We start from the raw sequence: 19,361 nt of genomic DNA on the forward strand, positions 1-19,361 counted from the left end.
CGGGTGCCGCGATGCGCAACGAGGCGTGCACCGACCAGCTCGCGGGCAGGCTGCTGCTGGCGGTCAACGGGATCTCGCACCGGCTGCGGGTACTGGCCGGTCCCGACGAACTGACCCCGACCAGGCTGGTCACCCTGGCCACGCTGGGCGAGCACGGCAGGTCGCGCATCGGGGACCTGGCCGAGCGGGTGGGCATCGCGGCCCCCACCATGTCCCGGCTGGTGGACTGGCTTGCCGTGCACGGGCTGCTCACCCGCAGCCCGGACCCGGCCGACCAGCGGGTGAGCAACGTGGAGCTGAGCGAGGCGGGGGAGTCGCTGCTGGCGCGCGTGCGCGACCAGCGCACCGGCTACCTCGCCGAGCGCATCCGCGATCTTTCACCCGAGCAGGTGGCATCCCTCGTGCACGCGCTGGCCGTGCTCGAGGATTTCGCCCAGGGCAAACCCAGCCAGCTGCGTGAGGAGGCACAGCCATGATCATCCGTGGACGCGTCCGGGGCGCGGACGGCGCACTGATCGGTGCGGCCGCGCTGACCCTGATCGACGTGTCGGGCAGGCAGGTCGGCCGTGCGGTGTCCGAAGTGGACGGTACGTACCACCTGGACGTGCCCGCGCCGGGCAGCCACGTGCTGATCGTCACCGCCCAGGCCCACCAGCCGCTGGCCAACACCGTGCTCGTCGGTGAGGACGTGTCCGAAGTGGACGTCGTGCTGACCGGCACCAGCGGACTCGCCGGTGTGGTGCGGATCTCCGGCGGGCGACCGATCTCCGGCGCGGCCGTGACCCTGGCCGACACGCGTGGCGAGGTGGTCGGCTCACGCATCACCGGCCCGGACGGCGGCTACGTGTTCGAGGAGCTGCTCGCCGGGGCGTACACGCTCGCGGTCAGCGCGGCCTCGTTCCGGCCGGTGGCGCTGGCCGTGCGCGTGCCGGAGACCGGCCGGGTCAGCCAGGACGTGGAACTGGCCGGTGGCGGGCGGATCCGCGGTGTGGTGCGGGCGGGCGTGCACGGGGAGCCGGTGGCGCAGGCCCGGATCACCCTGGTGGACGCCGAGGGTGCGGTACTCGCGGCGACCACGACCGGCGCCGACGGGGACTACGTGTTCGAGGACGTGCCCGAGGGGGACTACACGGTGATCGCCAGCGGGTACCCGCCCGCGGCGAGCGCGCTGCGGGTGGGCGCGGGCAACCACAACCGGCACGACGTAGAGCTGAACTACTGAGGAGTTCGTGATGAGCCAAGGTGTGCACGCGCTGGTGCGGACCAGCGACGGCTGGGCGGTGCAGCACGCGGTGCTCACGGTCACCGACCTGAGCGGCAACCAGGTCGCCCGCTCTGGCGCCGACCAGGACGGGTCGGTGGCCACCGACCCGCTGCCCGCCGGGACCTACACCGCGATCCTGACCGCCGCGGGCTACGCGCCGGTGGCCCGCACCGCGCTGGTGACCGCGGGCGGCACGGCCCCGCTGGGCACGATCACGCTCAGCCGGGTCGGCGGGGTGCAGCTGCCGCCGCCGGGGGTGTGGACCATCGACCCGATGCACTCCTCGGTCAGCTTCGCCGCCCGGCACCTGGGCATGTCCAGCGTGCGCGGCCGGTTCGACGAGTTCGCCGGGCAGATCCAGGTGGCCCAGCCGGTGGAGCGCTCCTCGGTGAGCGCGGTGATCCAGGCCGCGAGCATCGACACCGGCAACAAGATGCGCGACGACCACCTGCGGTCCAAGGACTTCCTGGACGTGTCCAGCAACGACACGATCTCCTACCGCAGCACGGGTCTGGCCCAGGTCAGCGAGGAACGCTGGGCGCTGGACGGGGAGTTGACCCTCAACGGGGTCACCAGGCCGGTGCAACTGGACCTGACCTACCTGGGCACCGGCCCGGACGCCTGGGGCGGGGTGCGCGCCGCGTTCCACGCCGTGACCGAACTGCACCGCGACGACTTCTCCATCACCTACAACCAGGTGCTCCAGGCGGGCATCAACGCCATCGGCACGACCCTGCGGGTGGAGATCGACATCCAAGCCGTGCAAGGCGACACACTGCCCACCGCCGGCTGAGTCCCGCCCAGCCCCCGGCGAGTCCCGCCCTGGTGCACGCGAGTCCCGCCTACCTGCTGGCGAGTCCCGCCTTGGCGCGCGCGAGTCCCGCCTACCTGCTGGCGAGTCCCGTTCTGGCGTGGGCGAGTCCCGCCTACCTGCTGGCGAGTCCCGTTCTGGCGTGGGCGAGTCCCGCCTACCTGCTGGCGAGTCCCGTTCTGGCGTGGGCGAGTCCCGTTCACCTGCTGGCGAGTCCCGCCTTGGTGCACGTGAGTCCCGCCGTGGCGTGCCCGAGTCCCGTCCACCTGACCGCGAGTCCCGCCTACCTGCCTGCGAGTCCCGCCCAGACGCACCCGAGTCCCGCCCTGCCGGGCCATGCCATGACATCACCAGAACTCGGGCGCCCGCGTTGACACCCCGACACGGGCGCCCTACGTTGGCGGTAATCGATTACCTGGATCTGGGGGAGCTGGTGTCGATGCGCTGGACCGCGTTGGGAACCCTGGTGGCGGCGGCACTGTTGGTGCCGGTCACACCCGTTGCCGCGGCGCCGAAACCGGCCGCCAAGGGACCGATCGGCTGGGACCTGTACCGCCAGGTCGACGCGCTCGCCCAGCTGCGGCCGGGCAGTCAGGCCAGGCAGTTCTCCAGCTTCGACCGGGCCGGGGCCAACGAGGACGGCTTCGAGGGCACCTACTCCTGCCTGCGCAAGAGCACCGAGGGCTGCGTCATCGCCGAGCGCAGCGGCCCCGGCGAGATCGCCTCGATGTGGTTCACCCAGGACTTCGGCGACGTCTCGGCCACCGGCTGGATCAAGGTCGAATTGGACGGACGCACCGTGCTGTCCGCGAAGCTGACCGATCTCACCAACGGCGCTCTCGGCGCGCCCTTCGTGTGGCCGCTGGTCGCCAACGCGCAGGACACCCAGGGCGGGGTGGTCGTCAAGGTGCCGATGCCCTACCGCGAGTCCATGCGGGTCACGGTGCAGAACAACCCGAACTTCTACCACGTGACCTACCGCGAGTTCGCCGATGCCGAGGGCGTGCGCACCTTCGACCCCGCCGACAAGGCGCAGGACGTGGTCGACCGCCTGCGCCGCTTCGGCGTCGCCGACCCGAAACCCGTCGCGCCCGGGGCGAGGACCGTCACGAAGACCGCTGACGTGCCCGCTGGTGCGGTGCGGGACTTCGCCCAGCTGACCGGATCCGGCCAGATCACCCAGCTGCGGGTCAAGCTGCCGCAGGTGGCCCGCGCCCCGCGAGTCGACGACGACGGGCGTGCCTTCAAGCAGGGCGCCAGCTCCTTCACCGTGCGGGTGGACCCGGCCAACCAGGGCGTGCGGCTGACCCGGCGGCTCGATCCGAAGACCGGGAACCAGCAGGCGAACCTGCTCGTGGACGGCAAACCGGCAGGCACCTGGCAGGGCACTGCCCCGGCGCCTGGCGGCACCTGGGCGGACCAGAGCATCGACATCCCCGCCGCGCTGACCAAGGGCAAGTCGTTGCTGCACATCAGCAACCAGTCCATCGCCGCCGATGTGGACTTCACCGAGTTCCGCTACGACGTGCACAGCCGGGTCGGCGATGACCTGGTCCGCACCGACGTGCTCGACCTCGGCCCGGCCCACCCCGGCGAGGAAATGGCTCACGGCTACGCCATCACGGGGCAGAGCTGGTCCGGGTCGAACATCTCCCGCTACCCGGTGAGCGCCGCACAGGTCGCCGCCTCCGACGCGCTGCTGGCCGGGGCCCGACTGCGGCTGTCCTTCGACGGACGCTCCACAGTGGACTCTCCGGTCGGCGAGTTCTTCGGCTCCGGCCTGGGCGAGTACGACACCCGCACGCTGATGTCCTCGATCGACGCGGGGGACGGCGGCTGGTACACCGCCTGGTGGCCCATGCCCTACGCCCGGAGCGCGACCGTGCAGCTGGTCAACGCCGCCGGTGCGCCGATCACCGGGGCGACCGTGGAGGTCACCTCGGCCGCCGATCCGGCCGTGGCGAAGGGTCTTGGCGCAGGCGGCAACCTCGCCTACTTCTCCACGACCTCGCACAGCGGCCCTGTCCTGCAGGGCAAGGACTGGAACCTCGTCGACACCACGGGGCAGGGCGTGTTCTACGGCGTGACGCACACGATGCGCGGCCAGACCGTGGACCCGATCAGCCGCGAGTACCTCGAAGGCGACGAACGGTCCTATGTGGATGGTGCTGTCTCGCCCACGATGAGCGGCACCGGCACCGAGGACTTCTACGAGTCCGGCTGGTACTTCCTCAACGGCACTTACTCGATGCCGCTGGCGGGCGCACCCGCATACGAGGTGGGCGAGGACGGCTGCGCCCACGACTGCACCGGGGCGTACCGGTTGATGATCGACGACGCGCTGTCCTTCAGCAGCGGCCTGACCTTCGACATCGAGCACGGGCCGGTCAACCAGACCCCGGCCGACTACGGCTCCACGGCCTACTGGTACGGCCGGTCCGACTCGGGCCTGGCCGCGAGCGACGCGGTCGACCTCGCCGAGGACACGAGCCGTGCCGCACACGGCTACCAGGCGGCTGGCGAGACGCGCACGACGTTGCAGTCCACGTACGAGGGCAGGCAGTCGGGGACGCAGGTCAGCCACGGGGTGACGGCTTCCACCGGCGTGATCTCCTTCCGCGCCAAGGTTTCGCCGACCAACTCGGGCGTGCGCCTGGAGCGGGTCAGTGACCAGAACCTTGGCGGACAGCGTGCACAGGTCTATGTGGACGGTCAGCTCGCGGGGACCTGGTCGCAGGCCCTGGCCAACCAGCACTCGCGTTGGCTGGACGACAACTTCGAACTGCCCGCCGCGCTGACCTCCGGCAAGAGTGCCGTCACCGTGCGGATCGTGCCGGTCGGCGGCGCGCCTGCCTGGTCGGCGGCCAGCTACCGGATCCGTTCACACCTCACGGGTTGAGCTGCCCCGCACGACCAGTTCCGCTGCCAGCACAACGGTGTGCGCCTCGCCCCGCACGGAGCCGATCCGGTCCAGCAGCAGACCCGCAGCCCTGCGGCCGATCTCGTGCGCGGGCTGGCGTACGACCGTCAGCGCCGGGTGCACCAAACTCGCCCACGGCACGTCGTCGAAGGACACCACGCCGACATCCTCGCCGATGCGAAGTCCTTGCTGGGCAAGGGTTTCCAGCAGGCCGATGGCCATCGCGCTGTTCGCGACCAGTACCGCGTCCGGTCGGTCCCGCTCGCCGAAGAGCAGCTCGCTGGCCTGTCGGGCGCCCGCCGCCTTGAACTCGCTGCGGCGCACCAGTTCGGGTCGGCCCGCCAGCGCCTCGCGGTACCCGGCCAGCCGGTCCTCGGCGGTGTGCACCCCCGGCGGACCGGTCAGGCAGGCCACCCGTTGGTAGCCCTGGTCGAGCAGGTGCTGAGTCGCCAGCCTCGCCGCCGACCTCGTGTCCACCAGCACCGCGTCGTGCCGCCCACCCGGCAGTGGCCGGTCCACCGCCACGACGGGCGGCGTGCCCTCGGGCAGCGCCGTGCCCGGGCCGGTCGGGGACAGCACCACCCCGGCCGTCTGCGCCTGGCCCGCCAGCTCCAGGTAGGCGCGCTCCTTGTCCGGGTCCTCGTCGGAGTTGCCCAGCAGCACCGAGTAGCCCGCTGCCCGTGCCGTGTCCTCGACCCCGCGCGCGACCGCGGTGAAGAACGGGTTCTCCACGTCGGAGATCACCAGCGAGAGCACCGAGCTGTCCCGCCTGCGCAGGTTGCGCGCCACCGTGTTCGGCCGGTAGTCCAGCGCGCGGGCCGCCTCGCGGACCCGGCTGACCAGCTCGGTGTCCACAGTAGACTTGCCGTTGAGCACGCGGGACACCGTTGCCGTGGACACCCCGGCCAGTGCCGCCACATCACTGATGGTCGCCACCAACCGATGGTAATCGATTTCTGGGGCGGCGCGGGTGTCCTGAAAGTGCCGTTCGGGGCGTTGGTCGTCGCGAAGGGCACCTTGGTGGTGTGGTTGGGTGGGGGAGTTCGCAGTGAAGGGTCCTTTCGCTGCGTCCAGTGCGGTGAAAGCCACCTTCGCGGCGCAGTGTCCGAGCGGGACTCGCCGGTGTCATGAAGGTGCCGTTCGAGGCGTTGGTCGTCGCAAAGGGCACCTTCGTGGCGGTGTCCGGCAGGGACTTGCCCACCCTAGACCGGGACTCGCCGGTGTCCGGGTGGGATTCGCGCGCGCCTGGCCGGGACTCGCCGCTGTCCGAGCGGGACTCGCCCACCCCAGGCCGGGACTCGCCTACCCCCGGGCGGGACTCGCGGGGACTCGCGGCCCCGAGCTTCAGGCGGGGGCGAGGAGGACGCGGAAGCTGGTGCCGCCGCCGGGGGTGCTGGTCAGCTCGATGCGGCCGGAGTGGGCCTCCAGGATCGCGGCGGTGATCGCCAGCCCCAGGCCCGAGCCCCCGTTGGTGCGCGAGCGGGCCTGGTCGGCGCGGTAGAACCGGTCGAACACCAGCGCGGCCTGGTCGGCGGGGATGCCGGGGCCCTCGTCGACCACCTCGAGCACGGCGAACCGGGAGGTCCTTGGCAGCGCGCCACCGGCGACGGCCAGCGCGTCCTCGCGCGGGCGGGCCCGCTCCTGCCGCACCGACACGCGGATCGGCGCCTCGGCGGGGGTGTGTGTGACGGCGTTGGCCACCAGGTTCAGCACGACCTGGCGCAGCCGGTGCTCGTCGCCGACCACCCGCACCGGCCCGTTCGGCGCCTCCAGCACGATCCGCCGGTCCGGGCTCGCGGCCTTGGCGTCGTGCACCACGTCGTTGGCGACCACCAGCAGGTCCACCTCGGTCAGGTCCAGGGACCGCTCCTGGTCCAGCCGGGCCAGCAGCAGCAGGTCCTCCACGAGCAGGCCCATCCGCACCGACTCGCTCTCGATGCGCGACATCAGCCGGTCCACGTCGGCGGGCTGCGTGGCGCCACCCCTGCGGTACAGCTCGGCGAAGCCGCGGATGGAGGTCAGCGGGGTGCGCAGTTCGTGCGAGGCGTCGGCGACGAACCGCCGCAGCCGCCGCTCGGACTGTTCGCCCTCGCGCAGGGCCGCGGAGATCCTGGTCAGCATCACGTTCAGCGCCGCGCCCAGCCGCCCGGTCTCGGTGCGCCGGTCGGTGTCGGCCACCCGCCGGTCCAGCTCGCCGTCGGCGATGGCCTGCGCGGTCTGCTCGATCTTGGTCAGCGGGCGCAGCCCCAGCCGCACCACCACGGTCGCGGTGAAACCGAGCAGGGCGAGCAGCACCGAGCCGCAGATGATCTCGATCAGGGCCAGGTTGCCCACGGTCAGCTCGGTGGCCGACAGGGACACCGCGATGGCCGCCGTGCCCCCCTCGCGCTGGAACTGGTTGGGCTGCTGGGCGACCACGAGCAGCCGCCAGTTCGGGCCGTCCGCGGACATGTCCCGCACGGTGCTCGGCCCGGCCGGCTCGGCGCGCACCGAGGCCAGGTCCATCTTGGGCAGCTTCGGCATCGCGGCCTCACCGCGGATCTGCCCGAGCCCGGCCTGGTAGTCGCCATAGGCGTCGAAGAAGTACAGCCGGAAGTCGGTGGGCAGCCGGGGATCGGTGGCCGGGAGCGTGCCGGGGCGCGGCGGTGGCCGGTCGGCGACGGTGACCTTCCTGGCGGTGTCCCGTAGCTGGTCGTCCACCCGGCTGATCAGCGTGCGGTCCAGCAGCACCACGCTCAGCGCGCCGAACAGCACCAGCCCGACCGCGGTGAAGCCCAGCAGTGCCAGCAGCAGCCGGGTGCGCAGGGTCCACGGCCGGCGCACCATCAGCCGCCGCCGTCCGCGCGCGGCACCCGCAGCGTGTAGCCCACGCCCCGGATGGTGTGGATCAGCGGCGGGTCGGTGGCGTCCACCTTGCGCCGCAGGTAGCTGATGTAGGACTCGACGATGCGCGAGTCCCCACCGAAGTCGTAGTTCCAGACCCGGTCCAGGATCTGCGTCTTGCTGACCACCTTCTCGGCGTTGACCAGCAGGTAGCGCAGCAGGTTGAACTCGGTGGGCGACAGCCGCACCTCGCGCCCGGCCCTGCGCACCTCGTGCGCGTCCTCGTCCAGCTCCAGGTCGCTGTAGCGCAGCCTGCTGGTGTCCTGGTCGGGCTGCTCGTACTGGTGGGTGCGGCGCAGGATCGCGCGCAGCCGCAGCACGACCTCCTCCAGGCTGAACGGCTTGGTGACGTAGTCGTCCCCGCCAGCGGTCAGCCCGGCGATGCGGTCCTCCACCGAATCGCGGGCGGTCAGGAACAGCACCGGCAGCCGCTCGTGGCTGGTGCGCAGCATCCGCGCCAGGCTGAACCCGTCGTAGTCGGGCAGCATCACGTCCAGCACCACGATGTCCGGGCGGACCTGGGCCGCCGTGCTCAGCGCGGCCACCCCGCAGTCGGCCGCGTGCACCTGGAAGCCGCTCAGCCGCAGGGCGGCCGACAACAGCTCCAGGATGTTCGGCTCGTCGTCGACCACCAGCACGGTTGCTGGTGGGGCGGGGTGCTGCGTGTCCACCCCACCAGCATGCGCTGTCAACCTGTGAAGTGACTGGGAGAAAGCTGAGAACCAGTCACCTGTTGCGGCAGTCGTACAGGGTCTGCCCACCGCCGAAGGGATTGCCCGGGCCGCCCTGTCGGTCCTGAGTGGACGAAGCGGCACTGCCCCCGTAGGTGCTCGGTGCCACCTCCTTGCAGTTGTTCTGCACCCACTCGGTGCGCTCCTGGCCCACCTGGCCGCCGCCGAACCCACCACGGCCGCCGCGCCCGGACTCGCCCTTGGCCGAGGTGAGCACGAAGGCGATGGCACCCTGTGCCTTCCAGTCGGTGAGCTGCCGCACACTGGGCGCGGGGTCGCTGCCCATGAAGCCGCCCATGCCGATGATCGTGGCGTTGCTGTTGATGATGTAGCGCGAGGAGCCCATCGAGCCGCCCTCCACCGCCATCACGATCTTGGCTTCCCCGGAGTTCGTGGTGACGTAGTTGAGGATCTTCTGCTCCTCGGCGGTCAGCGCCACCTGCTCGCCCCCGCCGCCGAACCGGCTTGCCAGTTCCTGCAACTGCTCCGGGCCGATCTCCTGGCCGTTGGGCAGTTGCAGGCCCTGCGGTTCACCGCGCTGGCCGCCCCGTCCACGCCCCCCGCCGAACCCGCCGAACCCGCCGCCGGGCGGTCCCGCGCTGGCCATCGCCCCGCCGCCGCCCGTGCTGGCACCGGCCGTGGCCGCCGACCACACCCCGGGCGCCAGCAGCACCGCGACCAGGCCCAGCACGGCGGCCGTGCGCGCACCGTCGGCACGCTGCTGCCTGGTCAGCCGGGCGATCACCAGCCCGACCACGGCCAGCACAGCGACCCCGGCCACGGCGTAGCGCAGCCAGCCGTTCCAGTCCAGGTCGCGGGAGACCAGCACCCAGGCCCAGGCCGCGGTGAGCGCGACGGCCAGTGGCAGGAGCACCCAGCTCCACCCCGTGTCGGTGTCCCGGTAGCGCCGCCACAGCAGGGCCAGCCCGGCCCCGGCCAGCGCACCGATCGCGGGCGCCAGCTGGGTGGTGTAGTACGGGTGGAAGATGCCCTCCTGCACGCTGAACACCGCGCACAGCACGACCAGCCAGGTGCCCCACATGAGCCAGCCCGCGCGGGCCAGGTGGTCGGCGGGCAGCTTGCGGCGCCGGGTGAGCACCCCGGTCACGGCGACCACGACCAGCACCAGCAGGCACAGCGGCAGCAGCCAGCTGATCTGACCGCCGACCTGCTCGCCGAACATGCGGCCGATGCCGTTGTCGGCGGCGAACCCGCCGCCACCCGGACCACCGGGGCCGCCCTGGCCGATCGCCTCCGGCGCGCGGGCCATCGCGTTGCCGCCACCGGCCCCGCCCCGCCCGATGTTCTCGCCGAACACCCGGCCGAGCCCGTTGTAGCCGAAGATCAGGGTCAGCTCGCTGCCGTCGGTGCTGCCGCCCACGTACGGCTTGGGATCGGGCCAGAGCACGGTCAGCGCCACCCACCAGAACGAGCTGACCAGCAGCACGCCCGCCGCCGCGAACAGGTCGCCGATCCGCCTGCCCCAGGAGGCCTCGCGGCCGAACAGGTAGCCCACCGCCAGCGCGGGCACGATCATCCACGCGGCCAGGCTCTTGGTCAGGAAGCCGCAGCCCACCCAGAACGCCGCCTGCAACAGCCACTTGGTGGCGCTGCGGGAACTGGCGCCCGGCTGCACGGAGCGGGTGAAGGCGTAGGCCGCCGCCACGCACAGCAGGGTCAGCATGGTGTCCGGGTTGTTGTCCCGGTTGATCGCCACGGTGATCGGGGTGATGGCCAGCACCAGCGCGGCCACCAGGGCCACGTTCTCGCCCGCCCAGTAGCGCACGGTGCGGTGCAGCAGGAACACCGCGGCGGCGCCCTCCACCACCTGGGGCAGCAGCACGGCCCAGCTGTGCCAGCCGAAGACCCACACCGAGACCACCTGCGGCCACAGGGCCATCGGCGGCTTGTCCACGGTGACCACGCCCGCCGGGTCGAAGGAGCCGAACACGAAGTTGGTCAGGCTCTCCGACATCGACTTGACGGCGGCGGTGTAGAAGGTGTTGCCCCAGCCCGTGCCGGTGATGTTCCAGGCGTACAGGGCCGCCGAGCCCAGCACGATCAGTGCGAGCGCCCAGGGCTGCCACCGGCGCCGGGGCGTCTCGGTGTCCGGTACGTCCGGTGCCTGGGCCGGTGCGGTCGCCTCAGCGGCCGTGGTCATGCGCGTTCCTCCGTGGTGGTGCTCTTGAAGACCCAGGTCCGCAGCAGCACGAACCGGGCCGCGGTGCCGACCAGTGAGGCGGTCAGCAGCACGATCAGTTCCAGCGCCTTGGACGCCTTGGGGTCGAACGAGGCCAACGCCAGCAACGCGCCCGAGGTGAACGCGTAGTACAGGGCGAAGACGATGAGTCCCTGCAGGTGCACCCGGCCGGTGGAGCCCCGGGCGCGGGTGAAGGTGAACCGGCGGTTCGCCTCGGTGTTGAGCAGGGTGGTGACGGTCAGCGCGACGAAGTTGGCCACCAGCACGGGCCACCAGGTGCGCATCAGCGCGTACAGCAGCAGGTTGGCCGCGGTGGAGGCCAGCCCGATCAGGCCGAAGGAGATCAGCTGCCACAGCAGCCCGCTGTTGGGCGTGCCCACCACGGCGTCCGGGTGCGCGGGGCGCGGGTCGGGCCTGCGCGGCAGTCCGGGCACGGTGGCCGCGCCGGTCGCCTTGGCCCTGGCCACCCGGATCAGCCCGCGGATGTCCTCGGAGGCCGTTTTGACCACTTTGACCCGGGTGTCCACGTCCTCCACCCAGTCCACCGGCACCTCGTGCACGCGCAGGCCGTTGTGCTCGGCCAGCAGCAGCAGTTCGGTGTCGAAGAACCAGGAGTCGTCGGCGATGTGCGGCAGCAGCGGCCGGATCACGTCGGTGCGCACGGCCTTGAACCCGCACTGCGCGTCGGAGAACCGGGCCCCGTGGGTGAACCGGATCATCGCGTTGTAGCAGCGGGAGATGAACTCCCGCTTGGGCCCGCGCACGGTCCGCGAACCAGCCGCCAGCCGGGAGCCGATCGCCACGTCCGAGTGGCCGTTGACCAGCGGGGCCACCAGCGGCAGCAGGGCGTCCAGCCCGGTGGACAGGTCCACGTCCATGTAGACCACCACGTCGGCGTCGCTCCAGCCCCAGCCGGTGCGCAGGGCCAGGCCCCGGCCCTTGCGGTCCAGGTGCAGCACCCGGACCCCGTCGGTGTGCTCGGCCAGCTCCGTCGCCACCGCCATGGTGGAGTCGGTGCTGGCGTTGTCCACCACCGTGATCGTCCACTCGAACGGGAAGTGCTCCGTGAGATAGGCGTGCAGCACCCGGATGCACCCCGGCAGCGAACGCTCCTCGTTGTAGACGGGGACGACGATGTCCACTGTCGCGGTCCTGCCGACCGCCCATCGCGGATCGGGGACCTGTTCGCGTCCCCGTGCCACGGTCGCACCAGCCATGTCCGACCACCTGACCCCAGTGAGGTTGACCGGCCCGCCTTCCGGGCCACCTCCAGGTATGGCCGGGCTGTGTGCGAGCAGCCTGGACACAACCTCAAAGCAAACTGGGAGTCTTGACCAGGCGTGTCGCGCCGGTCACAGCCGGGCGCGGGCAGCGGCCCCGAACTCGTTTTGAACCCACCCCCGGAATCGCTCGTATCGCTAGGTAGCACCTCAGTCGCAACAAGGGAGGCAACCAGTGACACGAGGCCGTCGAATCGCGATCGGTATCGCCAGCGGCCTGACCGCCGTGACCGCGCTGACCTGGCTGGGCATCCAGGAACTCGGTGCCAGCCAGAACAACTCCGGCGCGGTCACGCCGGCGGCGGCGCAGTCCCCGGTCACCGTCCAGCTCGGTGACCCCGGTTCCGCGTCGTCCAGCGCCCCCGCCCCGACCTCGGCCAGCGCCGAGCCCAGCACCGCCGCACCGGCGCCCGCCGGTGGCGCGGGGCCCGCGGTGCTGTCCGCGACGACCATCCCGAAGATGGGCTCGGTCGTCACCGACAAGGACGGGTTCGTCCTGTACCGCTTCGACAAGGACACCGCGAACCCGCCCAAGTCCAACTGCGTGGACAAGTGCGCCCAGATCTGGCCGCCCGTGCTGACCCAGGGCACCCCGCAGATCGCGGGCGTCGACCCGGCACTGGTGGGCACCGTCGCCCGCCCGGACGGCTCCATGCAGGTGACCATCGCGGGCTGGCCGCTCTACAAGTTCTCCAACGACCCGCAGCCGGGCAAGTGGACCGGCCAGGGCGTTGGCGGGACCTGGTGGGTCATCTCCCCGGACGGCAAGAAGAACCTGACCTGCGTGCCGTCCACCCCGCCGCCCGCGCCGACCGTGCCGCCGACCACCCCGGCCGCCACCCCGCCCGCCGGGGGCGGTGGGAACGGCGGCGGTGGCACCGGCGGGTACTGATCACCCGCACCACCCCGCACGACAGGACGGGCCGCACCAGCACTGGTGCGGCCCGTTTCTCTTCGGTGCTTGGCGGGCTACTCGCCCCGGCGCCAGGACTTGATCTTGCCGCGGACCCGGCAGATGGCGGTCTGGGTGGCCCTCGGCGTGGTGCCCAGGATCCTGGCGATGTCGTTGTGCGGGTAGCCCTTGGCCACCAGCGAGACCAGGGACCGCTCGTACTCGGTCAACCTGGGCAGCTTGGACGCGACCCAGTCCGCCTCGGCGCGGTCGCAGGTTCGTTCGGCGGGATCGACGGCGGGTTCGGGATGCAGCTTCGGGTTCGCGTAGGCCCGGTTCGCGGTGGAGTTGCGGCGGGCCTCGTCCGCGCACAGCCGCTTCACCACCGTGACCAGGAAGGGGTGCAGGCGGTCGAGGTCCAGTTCCGAGAACCCGGCCGCGCGCACCAGTGCGTCGTGCACGATGTCCTCGGCCTGACTCGGTCCCCCGGAGTGGCGGGAGGCGATCCCGACCAGTTGGGGGCGGAACTTCGCGCACTCCTCCCAGAAGCGGACCGGGACCTCGGGAACCCGGTCCGGGCGCTGTGGCTGCATTGCAGTCCTCTCGACTGAGGAAGAAGTTGTCGTCTCATCGACATGGGGCCGGAAAACGTCCGGCCGAGGCAGACCACACTCGGTCCAGTCTGTGTCTACGGTGTTACAACGTTTGCTGTCACCGGCTGATGACCGTTAGATACATCACGTTACCGCTGGTCGCTGTGGGTGCTTGCTCGGCCAAACGAGTGAGAAGTGGTGAGTTCACGTGGGGCCCAGACGTAGACCCTGTGGAACGCGAGATCCGCGGTTCCGAACGGCAACTCTCCAGGAGGATGCGAGATGAGGCGCACCCCGCTCCTCGTCTGTCTTGTGGCGGCGGCCGTCACCACGGCCGTACCCGCAGTCGCAGCAGCCGCCCCCGCCGTCCCGCTCGGCGCACCGCAGTCGATGCTGGTGCTGACGATCAGTGATGGCACGGAGATCTCACCGGTGCGTAACGCCAGCGTGCTACGGTGCGATCCCATCGGCGGAGACCACCCGTTCGCAGTCGACTCCTGTTCGCAGCTGTCGGCCGTGGGGGGAGACTTCCGGGCACTTCCGGTGGACTACCGGCTGTGTTCGATGATCTACAAGCCGGTGACCGTCTCCGAGAGCGGATACTGGCGAGGAGTGCTCGTCAGCTTCAGTCAGACTTGCGGCAACGAGTGCGCTCTGCACTCCAGGACCAAGTCCGTCTTCGAGTTCTGAGGACGGGACCGGGTCCCCACAGACCAGGTGCCGGCGCGGTGGCAGGGACCGCACCGGTTACCTGACCGGGCGGGCTGGTGCGGTGGCAGGGACCGCATCAGCCCGCCTTCGTGTTTCCCGGGAAGAACGGGCAGCGGAATTGCCCCTTTCGTGCCAGGTGAGGGGAACTCGGAGGGCGGTCCAGACCAGTGGGCTGGGGTTTGTCGACCAGTGGTGGAGTGGTGTTCGGCCAACCGGTGACGGCACCCTGACGGCCGGACGGCGAATGACCAGGCAATCGGCGTGTCCGGTGCCGGTGGCCGATTTTTCTTGCCACACAACAAGATTGCTTGACGGTCCCAGTGGGCCGCCGCATGGTGTCAACCATGGGTCGAACCATTTCGCTCGCGGTCGCGCTGGCGACCGCAGTCGCCAGCTGTCTCGGCCTGGCACCGGTCGCGGCGGCGTCCGGGCTGTCGGTGGACCGTTCCGGCTACCGGCTCGACATCGACCGCGCCCCGTTCCGGCTCACCGTGCGGCACGGGGGACAGGTCGTGCTGCGTACCGCCTCGCCCGCCATCGACTTCGACGGCGGCACGGTCACCAACGTCCGCTCATCCCACTACTCGGCCGGGAACCTGGTGCTGTCACTGGGAACCACCGACCCGGCCCGCACGGTCCAGCTCACGATCGGCCCCGGCGAGCACCGCTTGTCGCTGGCGGCCCAGGTGCGTCCGCCCTCGGCGGGACGGCTCGGCGTGCACTACGACCTCGCCTCGGGCGGCCACTGGTACGGCCAGGGTGAGACGACCAGGGGCGCCCAGGACCCGATCGCGTTCCAGCCCTGGCCGCTGGAGACCGGCCAGCCGCTGGACCCCGCCTTCGGGCCCGCCGAGTACTACATGACCGAGCCGTTCTGGTTCACCTCCAGGGGATCGGGCCTGTACCTGCTCGGCAACGGGGTCAAGGACGTGTCGCTTGGCAACCGCCACCCCGGGGTGTTCGACCTGACCGAGCTGGCCGGGGGCGAGCTGTCGGCCACGATCCTCGTGCGCGACACCGCGCGCGAGGTCTTCCAGGACTACGTGGGCATCGCGGGCAAACCGGAGAAGAGCGACGCCCCGGACTACCAGTACCGGGAGCCGGTCTGGAACTCCTGGGCGCAGTTCTACACCGCTGTCACGCAGCAGGGCTTCCTGGACTGGGCGCGCGGCATCCACGACGCGGGCATCCCGGCGCACACCTTCAGCCTGGACGACGGCTGGTCGGCGCACTACGGGGACTTCACCTTCAACGCCAAGTTCCCCGACCCGCACGGCATGGTCGACCAGGTGCACCGGCTGGGCGCCAGGTTCGGGCTGTGGGTGAGCCTGTGGGCGAATCCGGACTCGGCCAACTACGCGCTGGCCGCGAGCCGGGGCTGGCTGCTCAAGTCCAAGGCGGACCCGGCCAAGCCGTGCACCGTGCAGTGGTGGAACGGCGCGGCGGGCATCGTGGACCTGGCCAACCCGGAGGCCAACGCCTGGTACCAGGGCCAGTTGCACCAGCTGATGACCGATTACGGGGTGGACGGCTTCAAGTTCGACACGCGCTTTTTCGACGAGAGCTGCGCGCCGTACCGGCCGGACCTGAGCATGGCCGACTACCAGCGGCTGGGGGCCCAGATGGCCGACGGCTACGACCTGCAGGGCGTGGGCATCCGCTCGCACTGGACGGGGGCGCAGCGCAACGGGTTCGTCGTGCGCGAGATCGACAAGGAGGCGAACTTCGCGGCACTGGGCGTCGCGGTGCGCCAACTGCTGGCGCTGTCCACGGTGGGCTACCCGTTCGTGACCAGCGACATGATCGGCGGCTCGGACGGGCAGCACCCGGACAGGCAGGTGCTGATCCGCTGGGCGCAGGCCGCGGCGGCCACCCCGCTGATGTACGCCTCCACCTCGCCGGTGGGCTTCGACGCGCAGACCGTCCAGTACTACCGGGACGCGGTGCGGCTGCACGAGAGGCTGACCCCGTACATCCTGCGCCAGCGGGACCGGGCGCTGGCCACCGGTGAGCCGATCATGAAGCCGCTGTTCTTCGAGGACCCGCAGGACCAGGCGGCCTACACGATCACCGACGAGTGGCTGCTCGGGGACGGGTTGCTGGTCGCGCCGGTGCTGACCGAGGGGACCAGCCGGGACGTGCACCTGGGCCACGGGGCCTGGTTCGACGTGGCCAACCACCGGGTCGTGCGAGGGGACCTGCACGACTACCACGCGGGGCCGGGCACGCTACCGCTGTTCGTCCGGATGGGCACCGGGGACACCGACTCCCTACTGGCCGCGCTGCTCTGATCACGGCCGCGTTATACGGTGTGTCCAGTTGCAGTATCTGCCAAGGAGAATCATGACCCAGGTCCAGCTGGACACCACTCTCGGCTCGATCGTGCTCGAACTCGACGCGGAGAAGGCCCCGAAGTCCGTCGAGAACTTCGTGACCTACGTCAACGAGGGTCACTACGACGGCACGATCTTCCACCGGATCATCTCCGGTTTCATGGCCCAGGGTGGCGGCTTCACCCCGGACATGAAGCAGAAGGCGACCCGCAAGCCGGTGGAGAACGAGGCCAGCAACGGCCTGAAGAACCTGCGCTACACGGTGGCCATGGCCCGCACCCCGGACCCGCACTCGGCCACCTCGCAGTTCTTCATCAACTTCAGCGACAACGCGTTCCTGGACTTCACCGCGCCCACCGCGCAGGGCTTCGGCTACACGGTGTTCGGCAAGGTCGTCGAGGGCCAGGACGTGGTCGACAAGTTCGCCGGGGTGCGCACCGGCAGCAAGGCCGGCCACCAGGACGTGCCGACCGAGGACATCGTGATCACCGCGGCCAAGGTGGTCTGAGCTCCGCACTGACAGGTGGCGGCAGGCGGCTGGCCTGCCGCCACCTGTTGCTACTGTGCCGCCCGTGAGCCGATCGGTCGATCCTGACGTGGACCTGCACGTACCCGCGCAGCGCAATGAGATCGGCTGGCCGGTGCTCGCCGCGATCGCGGTGGGCGGCGCGCTGGGTTCGCTGGCCCGTTACGGCCTCGCGCAGCTGCTGCCCGCCGAGCCCGGCCGCGTGCCCTGGGCCACCTTCACCGTCAACGTGGTGGGCTGTGCGCTGATCGGTGTGCTGATGGTGGTCATCACCGAGGTCCTCACCCCGCACCGGCTGCTGCGGCCGTTGCTCGGGGTCGGCGTGCTCGGCGGGCTCACCACCTTCTCCACCTTCGCCGTGGAGGTGCACGGGTTGCTGCGACCCGGCACGGTGCTGGTCGGCGTCGCCTACCTGTTCGGATCCCTGCTCTGCGGGTTCGCCGCCACGGCCTTTTCCATGGCCGTGACCCGGCTGGTCTGCGCTCGGAGGTCCTCGTGACCGAACTGCTCGTCGTGCTCGGGGCAGCGGTCGGCGCCCCGCTGCGCTACCTGCTCGACCGCGCGGTCCAGTCCCGGCACGACACGGCCTTCCCCTGGGGCACGGTCCTGATCAACGTGATCGGCTCCTTCGTGCTCGGTGTGCTGGTCGGCCTCGGCTCGGCCCTGCCCGGCGGGCTGCTCGCCCTGCTGGGCACCGGCCTGTGCGGGGCCTTCACCACGTTCAGCACCTTCAGCTACGAGACCGTCCGCCTGCTGGAGTCCAGGTCGTACTTCTACGCGCTGCTCAACGTGCTGATCAGCGCGGGCGCCGGGCTGGGCGTCGCGCTGCTGGGCTACTCCCTGGCGGCCTGAGGCACCCGCCGCGGCTGGTGGTGCGCGAACACCTTGAGCAGCAAGCGGTGCAGCTCCGCCCGCTCGGCATCGGTCAGCGGTTCGAGCAGTTCCTCGTTGAGCTGGCGCACCCCGGTCATGCGCTGGCGTAGCACCCGCTCCCCGGCCTGGGTCGCCATCACCGCGTACCGCCTGCGGTCGCGCTCGTCGCGCTTGCGGTTGGCCAGCCCCGCCTTCTCCAGGTCGTCCAGCAGGGCGACCAGGTCGCTGGCGTCGATGCCCAGCCGCTCGCTGATCTCCTTCTGCGAGGAGGCGCCGAAGTCCACCAGCGAGGCCAGGATCACCATGTGCGGACCGCGCAGCGAGTCGTTGAACAGGGCGTTGCCCAGGCGCCGCCACTCCTTCGCGAGCATCACGAACAGGAAGCTCGGCATGTCCAACATGCGCTCCGGGAGCACGAACTGGTCCGGTCGGTGCGCTCCGCTCATGGCCCCATTGTAAGGCGATCCCACGTTGGGGATTGCCCACGAACTTGGCGATCGCGCCACGGGTTTGTGCGCACGGTCACAGCGCTCCCTGTGGTGAATCGATGCAGCCGTGAGGGGTCTCTTCTACACCCGTTTGGCGGAAACCGCCAGGTTTCACGCACTACCGTGCAAGCTTGAGGAAGGCTTGAGCTGTCAGGCAGGGCCAAAAGTGAAGATTCGGGCCCCGGGGCTTGCTGTTCCCGCCAGATGCATTAGGCTTAGCGATGAACAAAGACCTCCCGTCACCCCTCCCCCCTGGTGACGGGAAACCGGAGCCCCCGTCCTCGGACGGGGGCTCCGTGCTTTCCGGGAGTTTTGCTCCCGGAGCGCGGTCGCCCGCAAGCACGGCTGTCGCTGTGGGGGCACGGCCCCCACGCCGGGGCGCCGCCCAGGACCCCGATTGCGTGGTGGGGGACGAGACTTCGGTATCTGCGAGTCCCGCTCTCCTGCGCGCGAGTCCCGCCCGGGGCATGGCGTGAAGGTGGCTTTCGCGGCGGTGAGCGTGCCGCAGCCGCCGCGAAGGTGGCTTTCACTGCGTTGAACGCAGCGAATGGTCCTTTCGCGGCGCGTCTCGAGCACGGGTCCGGGTCCGGGCCCGGCGAGCCTGCTCAGGCCCGCGCCGCCATGTCCTGAAGGTGCCCTTTGTGGCGGTGGATGTCCCGAACGGCACCTTCATGACACGGGCGTTGGGTCGGGGAGCCAGTAGTGGGCGGCCCCGTCCCGCCACGAAGGTGCCTTTCGCGGCGGTGAGTGTCCTGAACGGCACCTTCATGGCACGGGCGTTGGGTCGGGGAGCCAGCGGTGGGCGGCCCCGTCCCGTCACCAAGGTGCCCTTTGCGGCGGTGAACGTCCCGAACGG

Annotated in this window: 17 protein-coding genes; 10 read left to right on the forward strand and 7 right to left on the reverse strand. The window is 70.8% G+C overall.

Annotated elements, in window-relative coordinates; all coding sequences use genetic code 11:
- The first annotated feature begins 11 nt into the window (after positions 1–11).
- The 4 genes from KALB_RS08790 to KALB_RS08805 all read left to right on the forward strand — a co-directional run bounded on the left by KALB_RS08790 (position 12) and on the right by KALB_RS08805 (position 4,974).
- A complete protein-coding gene (locus KALB_RS08790; RefSeq protein ID WP_025355352.1) occupies positions 12–476 on the forward strand; it encodes a MarR family winged helix-turn-helix transcriptional regulator in 465 nt (154 codons plus the stop codon).
- Positions 473–1,222, forward strand: a complete 750-nt coding sequence (locus KALB_RS08795; protein WP_025355353.1) for an MSCRAMM family protein — start codon at positions 473–475, stop codon at positions 1,220–1,222. The genes KALB_RS08790 and KALB_RS08795 overlap by 4 nt, the downstream gene beginning before the upstream one ends.
- A gap of 10 nt (positions 1,223–1,232) precedes the next feature.
- Positions 1,233–2,057 (forward strand): YceI family protein, encoded by an 825-nt coding sequence (locus KALB_RS08800; RefSeq protein ID WP_025355354.1) that lies wholly within the window; start codon positions 1,233–1,235, stop codon positions 2,055–2,057.
- Between the two features lie 457 nt (positions 2,058–2,514).
- Positions 2,515–4,974, forward strand: coding sequence for a DUF2961 domain-containing protein (locus KALB_RS08805; protein ID WP_030108841.1), 2,460 nt, complete (start codon positions 2,515–2,517; stop codon positions 4,972–4,974).
- On the opposite strand, the gene KALB_RS08810 is transcribed toward KALB_RS08805, so the two are convergent.
- From KALB_RS08810 to KALB_RS08830, 5 genes are all read right to left on the reverse strand, one after another.
- Positions 4,957–5,931 carry a LacI family DNA-binding transcriptional regulator gene (locus KALB_RS08810; protein WP_025355356.1) on the reverse strand — a complete coding sequence of 325 codons (975 nt, stop codon included), beginning with the start codon at positions 5,929–5,931 and terminating at the stop codon, positions 4,957–4,959. The two genes, KALB_RS08805 and KALB_RS08810, sit on opposite strands and share 18 nt — an antisense overlap.
- Before the next feature lie 408 nt (positions 5,932–6,339).
- On the reverse strand, positions 6,340–7,821 hold the full coding sequence (locus KALB_RS08815) for a sensor histidine kinase (protein ID WP_042220297.1): 1,482 nt from the start codon (positions 7,819–7,821) through the stop codon (positions 6,340–6,342).
- A complete protein-coding gene (locus tag KALB_RS08820) occupies positions 7,821–8,549 on the reverse strand; it encodes a response regulator transcription factor (protein ID WP_030109774.1) in 729 nt (242 codons plus the stop codon). The genes KALB_RS08815 and KALB_RS08820 overlap by 1 nt, the downstream gene beginning before the upstream one ends.
- Positions 8,550–8,604: 55 nt before the next feature.
- Positions 8,605–10,770, reverse strand: coding sequence for an ArnT family glycosyltransferase (locus KALB_RS08825; protein ID WP_025355359.1), 2,166 nt, complete (start codon positions 10,768–10,770; stop codon positions 8,605–8,607).
- A complete protein-coding gene (locus KALB_RS08830) occupies positions 10,767–12,026 on the reverse strand; it encodes a bifunctional glycosyltransferase family 2/GtrA family protein (protein ID WP_025355360.1) in 1,260 nt (419 codons plus the stop codon). The genes KALB_RS08825 and KALB_RS08830 overlap by 4 nt, the downstream gene beginning before the upstream one ends.
- Before the next feature lie 238 nt (positions 12,027–12,264).
- Between KALB_RS08830 and KALB_RS08835 the strand changes: the two genes are divergently transcribed.
- Positions 12,265–12,981, forward strand: a complete 717-nt coding sequence (locus KALB_RS08835; protein ID WP_025355361.1) for a hypothetical protein — start codon at positions 12,265–12,267, stop codon at positions 12,979–12,981.
- Between the two features lie 77 nt (positions 12,982–13,058).
- Here KALB_RS08835 and KALB_RS43735 read toward each other — a convergent pair whose 3' ends face one another.
- On the reverse strand, positions 13,059–13,574 hold the full coding sequence (locus KALB_RS43735; RefSeq protein ID WP_025355362.1) for an RNA polymerase sigma factor: 516 nt from the start codon (positions 13,572–13,574) through the stop codon (positions 13,059–13,061).
- 282 nt (positions 13,575–13,856) lie between these two features.
- On the opposite strand from KALB_RS43735, the gene KALB_RS08845 reads away from it, so the two are divergent.
- From KALB_RS08845 to crcB (KALB_RS08865), 5 genes are all read left to right on the forward strand, one after another.
- Positions 13,857–14,264 carry a subtilase-type protease inhibitor gene (locus tag KALB_RS08845; RefSeq protein WP_030111718.1) on the forward strand — a complete coding sequence of 136 codons (408 nt, stop codon included), beginning with the start codon at positions 13,857–13,859 and terminating at the stop codon, positions 14,262–14,264.
- Positions 14,265–14,629: 365 nt separating this feature from the next.
- The gene (locus KALB_RS08850; protein WP_025355364.1) at positions 14,630–16,576 is read left to right on the forward strand and encodes a glycoside hydrolase family 31 protein; all 1,947 of its coding nucleotides are present in this window, start codon (positions 14,630–14,632) and stop codon (positions 16,574–16,576) included.
- A 52-nt stretch (positions 16,577–16,628) separates the two neighbouring features.
- Positions 16,629–17,126, forward strand: coding sequence for a peptidylprolyl isomerase (locus KALB_RS08855; protein ID WP_025355365.1), 498 nt, complete (start codon positions 16,629–16,631; stop codon positions 17,124–17,126).
- 64 nt (positions 17,127–17,190) lie between these two features.
- Positions 17,191–17,643: a fluoride efflux transporter CrcB gene (gene crcB, locus KALB_RS08860; RefSeq protein ID WP_030111719.1), complete on the forward strand. Its 453-nt coding sequence runs from the start codon at positions 17,191–17,193 to the stop codon at positions 17,641–17,643.
- Positions 17,640–17,996, forward strand: a complete 357-nt coding sequence (gene crcB, locus KALB_RS08865) for a fluoride efflux transporter CrcB (protein WP_025355367.1) — start codon at positions 17,640–17,642, stop codon at positions 17,994–17,996. Before crcB (KALB_RS08860) ends, crcB (KALB_RS08865) begins: the two co-directional genes overlap by 4 nt.
- Here crcB (KALB_RS08865) and KALB_RS08870 read toward each other — a convergent pair.
- Complete coding sequence (locus KALB_RS08870) at positions 17,978–18,463, reverse strand: MarR family winged helix-turn-helix transcriptional regulator (RefSeq protein WP_025355368.1); 486 nt, start codon at positions 18,461–18,463, stop codon at positions 17,978–17,980. The two genes, crcB (KALB_RS08865) and KALB_RS08870, sit on opposite strands and share 19 nt — an antisense overlap.
- Between the last annotated feature and the right edge of the window lie 898 nt (positions 18,464–19,361).

The organism is Kutzneria viridogrisea DSM 43870 (assembly GCF_000525635.1).
GTDB lineage: Bacteria > Actinomycetota > Actinomycetes > Mycobacteriales > Pseudonocardiaceae > Kutzneria > Kutzneria viridogrisea.

Excerpts from the sequence above, each read along its gene's own strand:
- KALB_RS08855 (WP_025355365.1), top strand. The coding sequence starts at position 16,629 with ATGACCCAGGTCCAGCTGGACACCACTCTCGGCTCGATCGTGCTCGAA.
- KALB_RS08830 (WP_025355360.1), bottom strand. The coding sequence starts at position 12,026 with ATGGCTGGTGCGACCGTGGCACGGGGACGCGAACAGGTCCCCGATCCG.
- KALB_RS08815 (WP_042220297.1), bottom strand. The coding sequence starts at position 7,821 with ATGGTGCGCCGGCCGTGGACCCTGCGCACCCGGCTGCTGCTGGCACTG.
- KALB_RS43735 (WP_025355362.1), bottom strand. The coding sequence starts at position 13,574 with ATGCAGCCACAGCGCCCGGACCGGGTTCCCGAGGTCCCGGTCCGCTTC.
- KALB_RS08795 (WP_025355353.1), top strand. The coding sequence starts at position 473 with ATGATCATCCGTGGACGCGTCCGGGGCGCGGACGGCGCACTGATCGGT.
- KALB_RS08825 (WP_025355359.1), bottom strand. The coding sequence starts at position 10,770 with ATGACCACGGCCGCTGAGGCGACCGCACCGGCCCAGGCACCGGACGTA.
- KALB_RS08870 (WP_025355368.1), bottom strand. The coding sequence starts at position 18,463 with ATGAGCGGAGCGCACCGACCGGACCAGTTCGTGCTCCCGGAGCGCATG.
- KALB_RS08805 (WP_030108841.1), top strand. The coding sequence starts at position 2,515 with ATGCGCTGGACCGCGTTGGGAACCCTGGTGGCGGCGGCACTGTTGGTG.
- KALB_RS08845 (WP_030111718.1), top strand. The coding sequence starts at position 13,857 with ATGAGGCGCACCCCGCTCCTCGTCTGTCTTGTGGCGGCGGCCGTCACC.
- KALB_RS08850 (WP_025355364.1), top strand. The coding sequence starts at position 14,630 with ATGGGTCGAACCATTTCGCTCGCGGTCGCGCTGGCGACCGCAGTCGCC.
- KALB_RS08800 (WP_025355354.1), top strand. The coding sequence starts at position 1,233 with ATGAGCCAAGGTGTGCACGCGCTGGTGCGGACCAGCGACGGCTGGGCG.
- KALB_RS08790 (WP_025355352.1), top strand. The coding sequence starts at position 12 with ATGCGCAACGAGGCGTGCACCGACCAGCTCGCGGGCAGGCTGCTGCTG.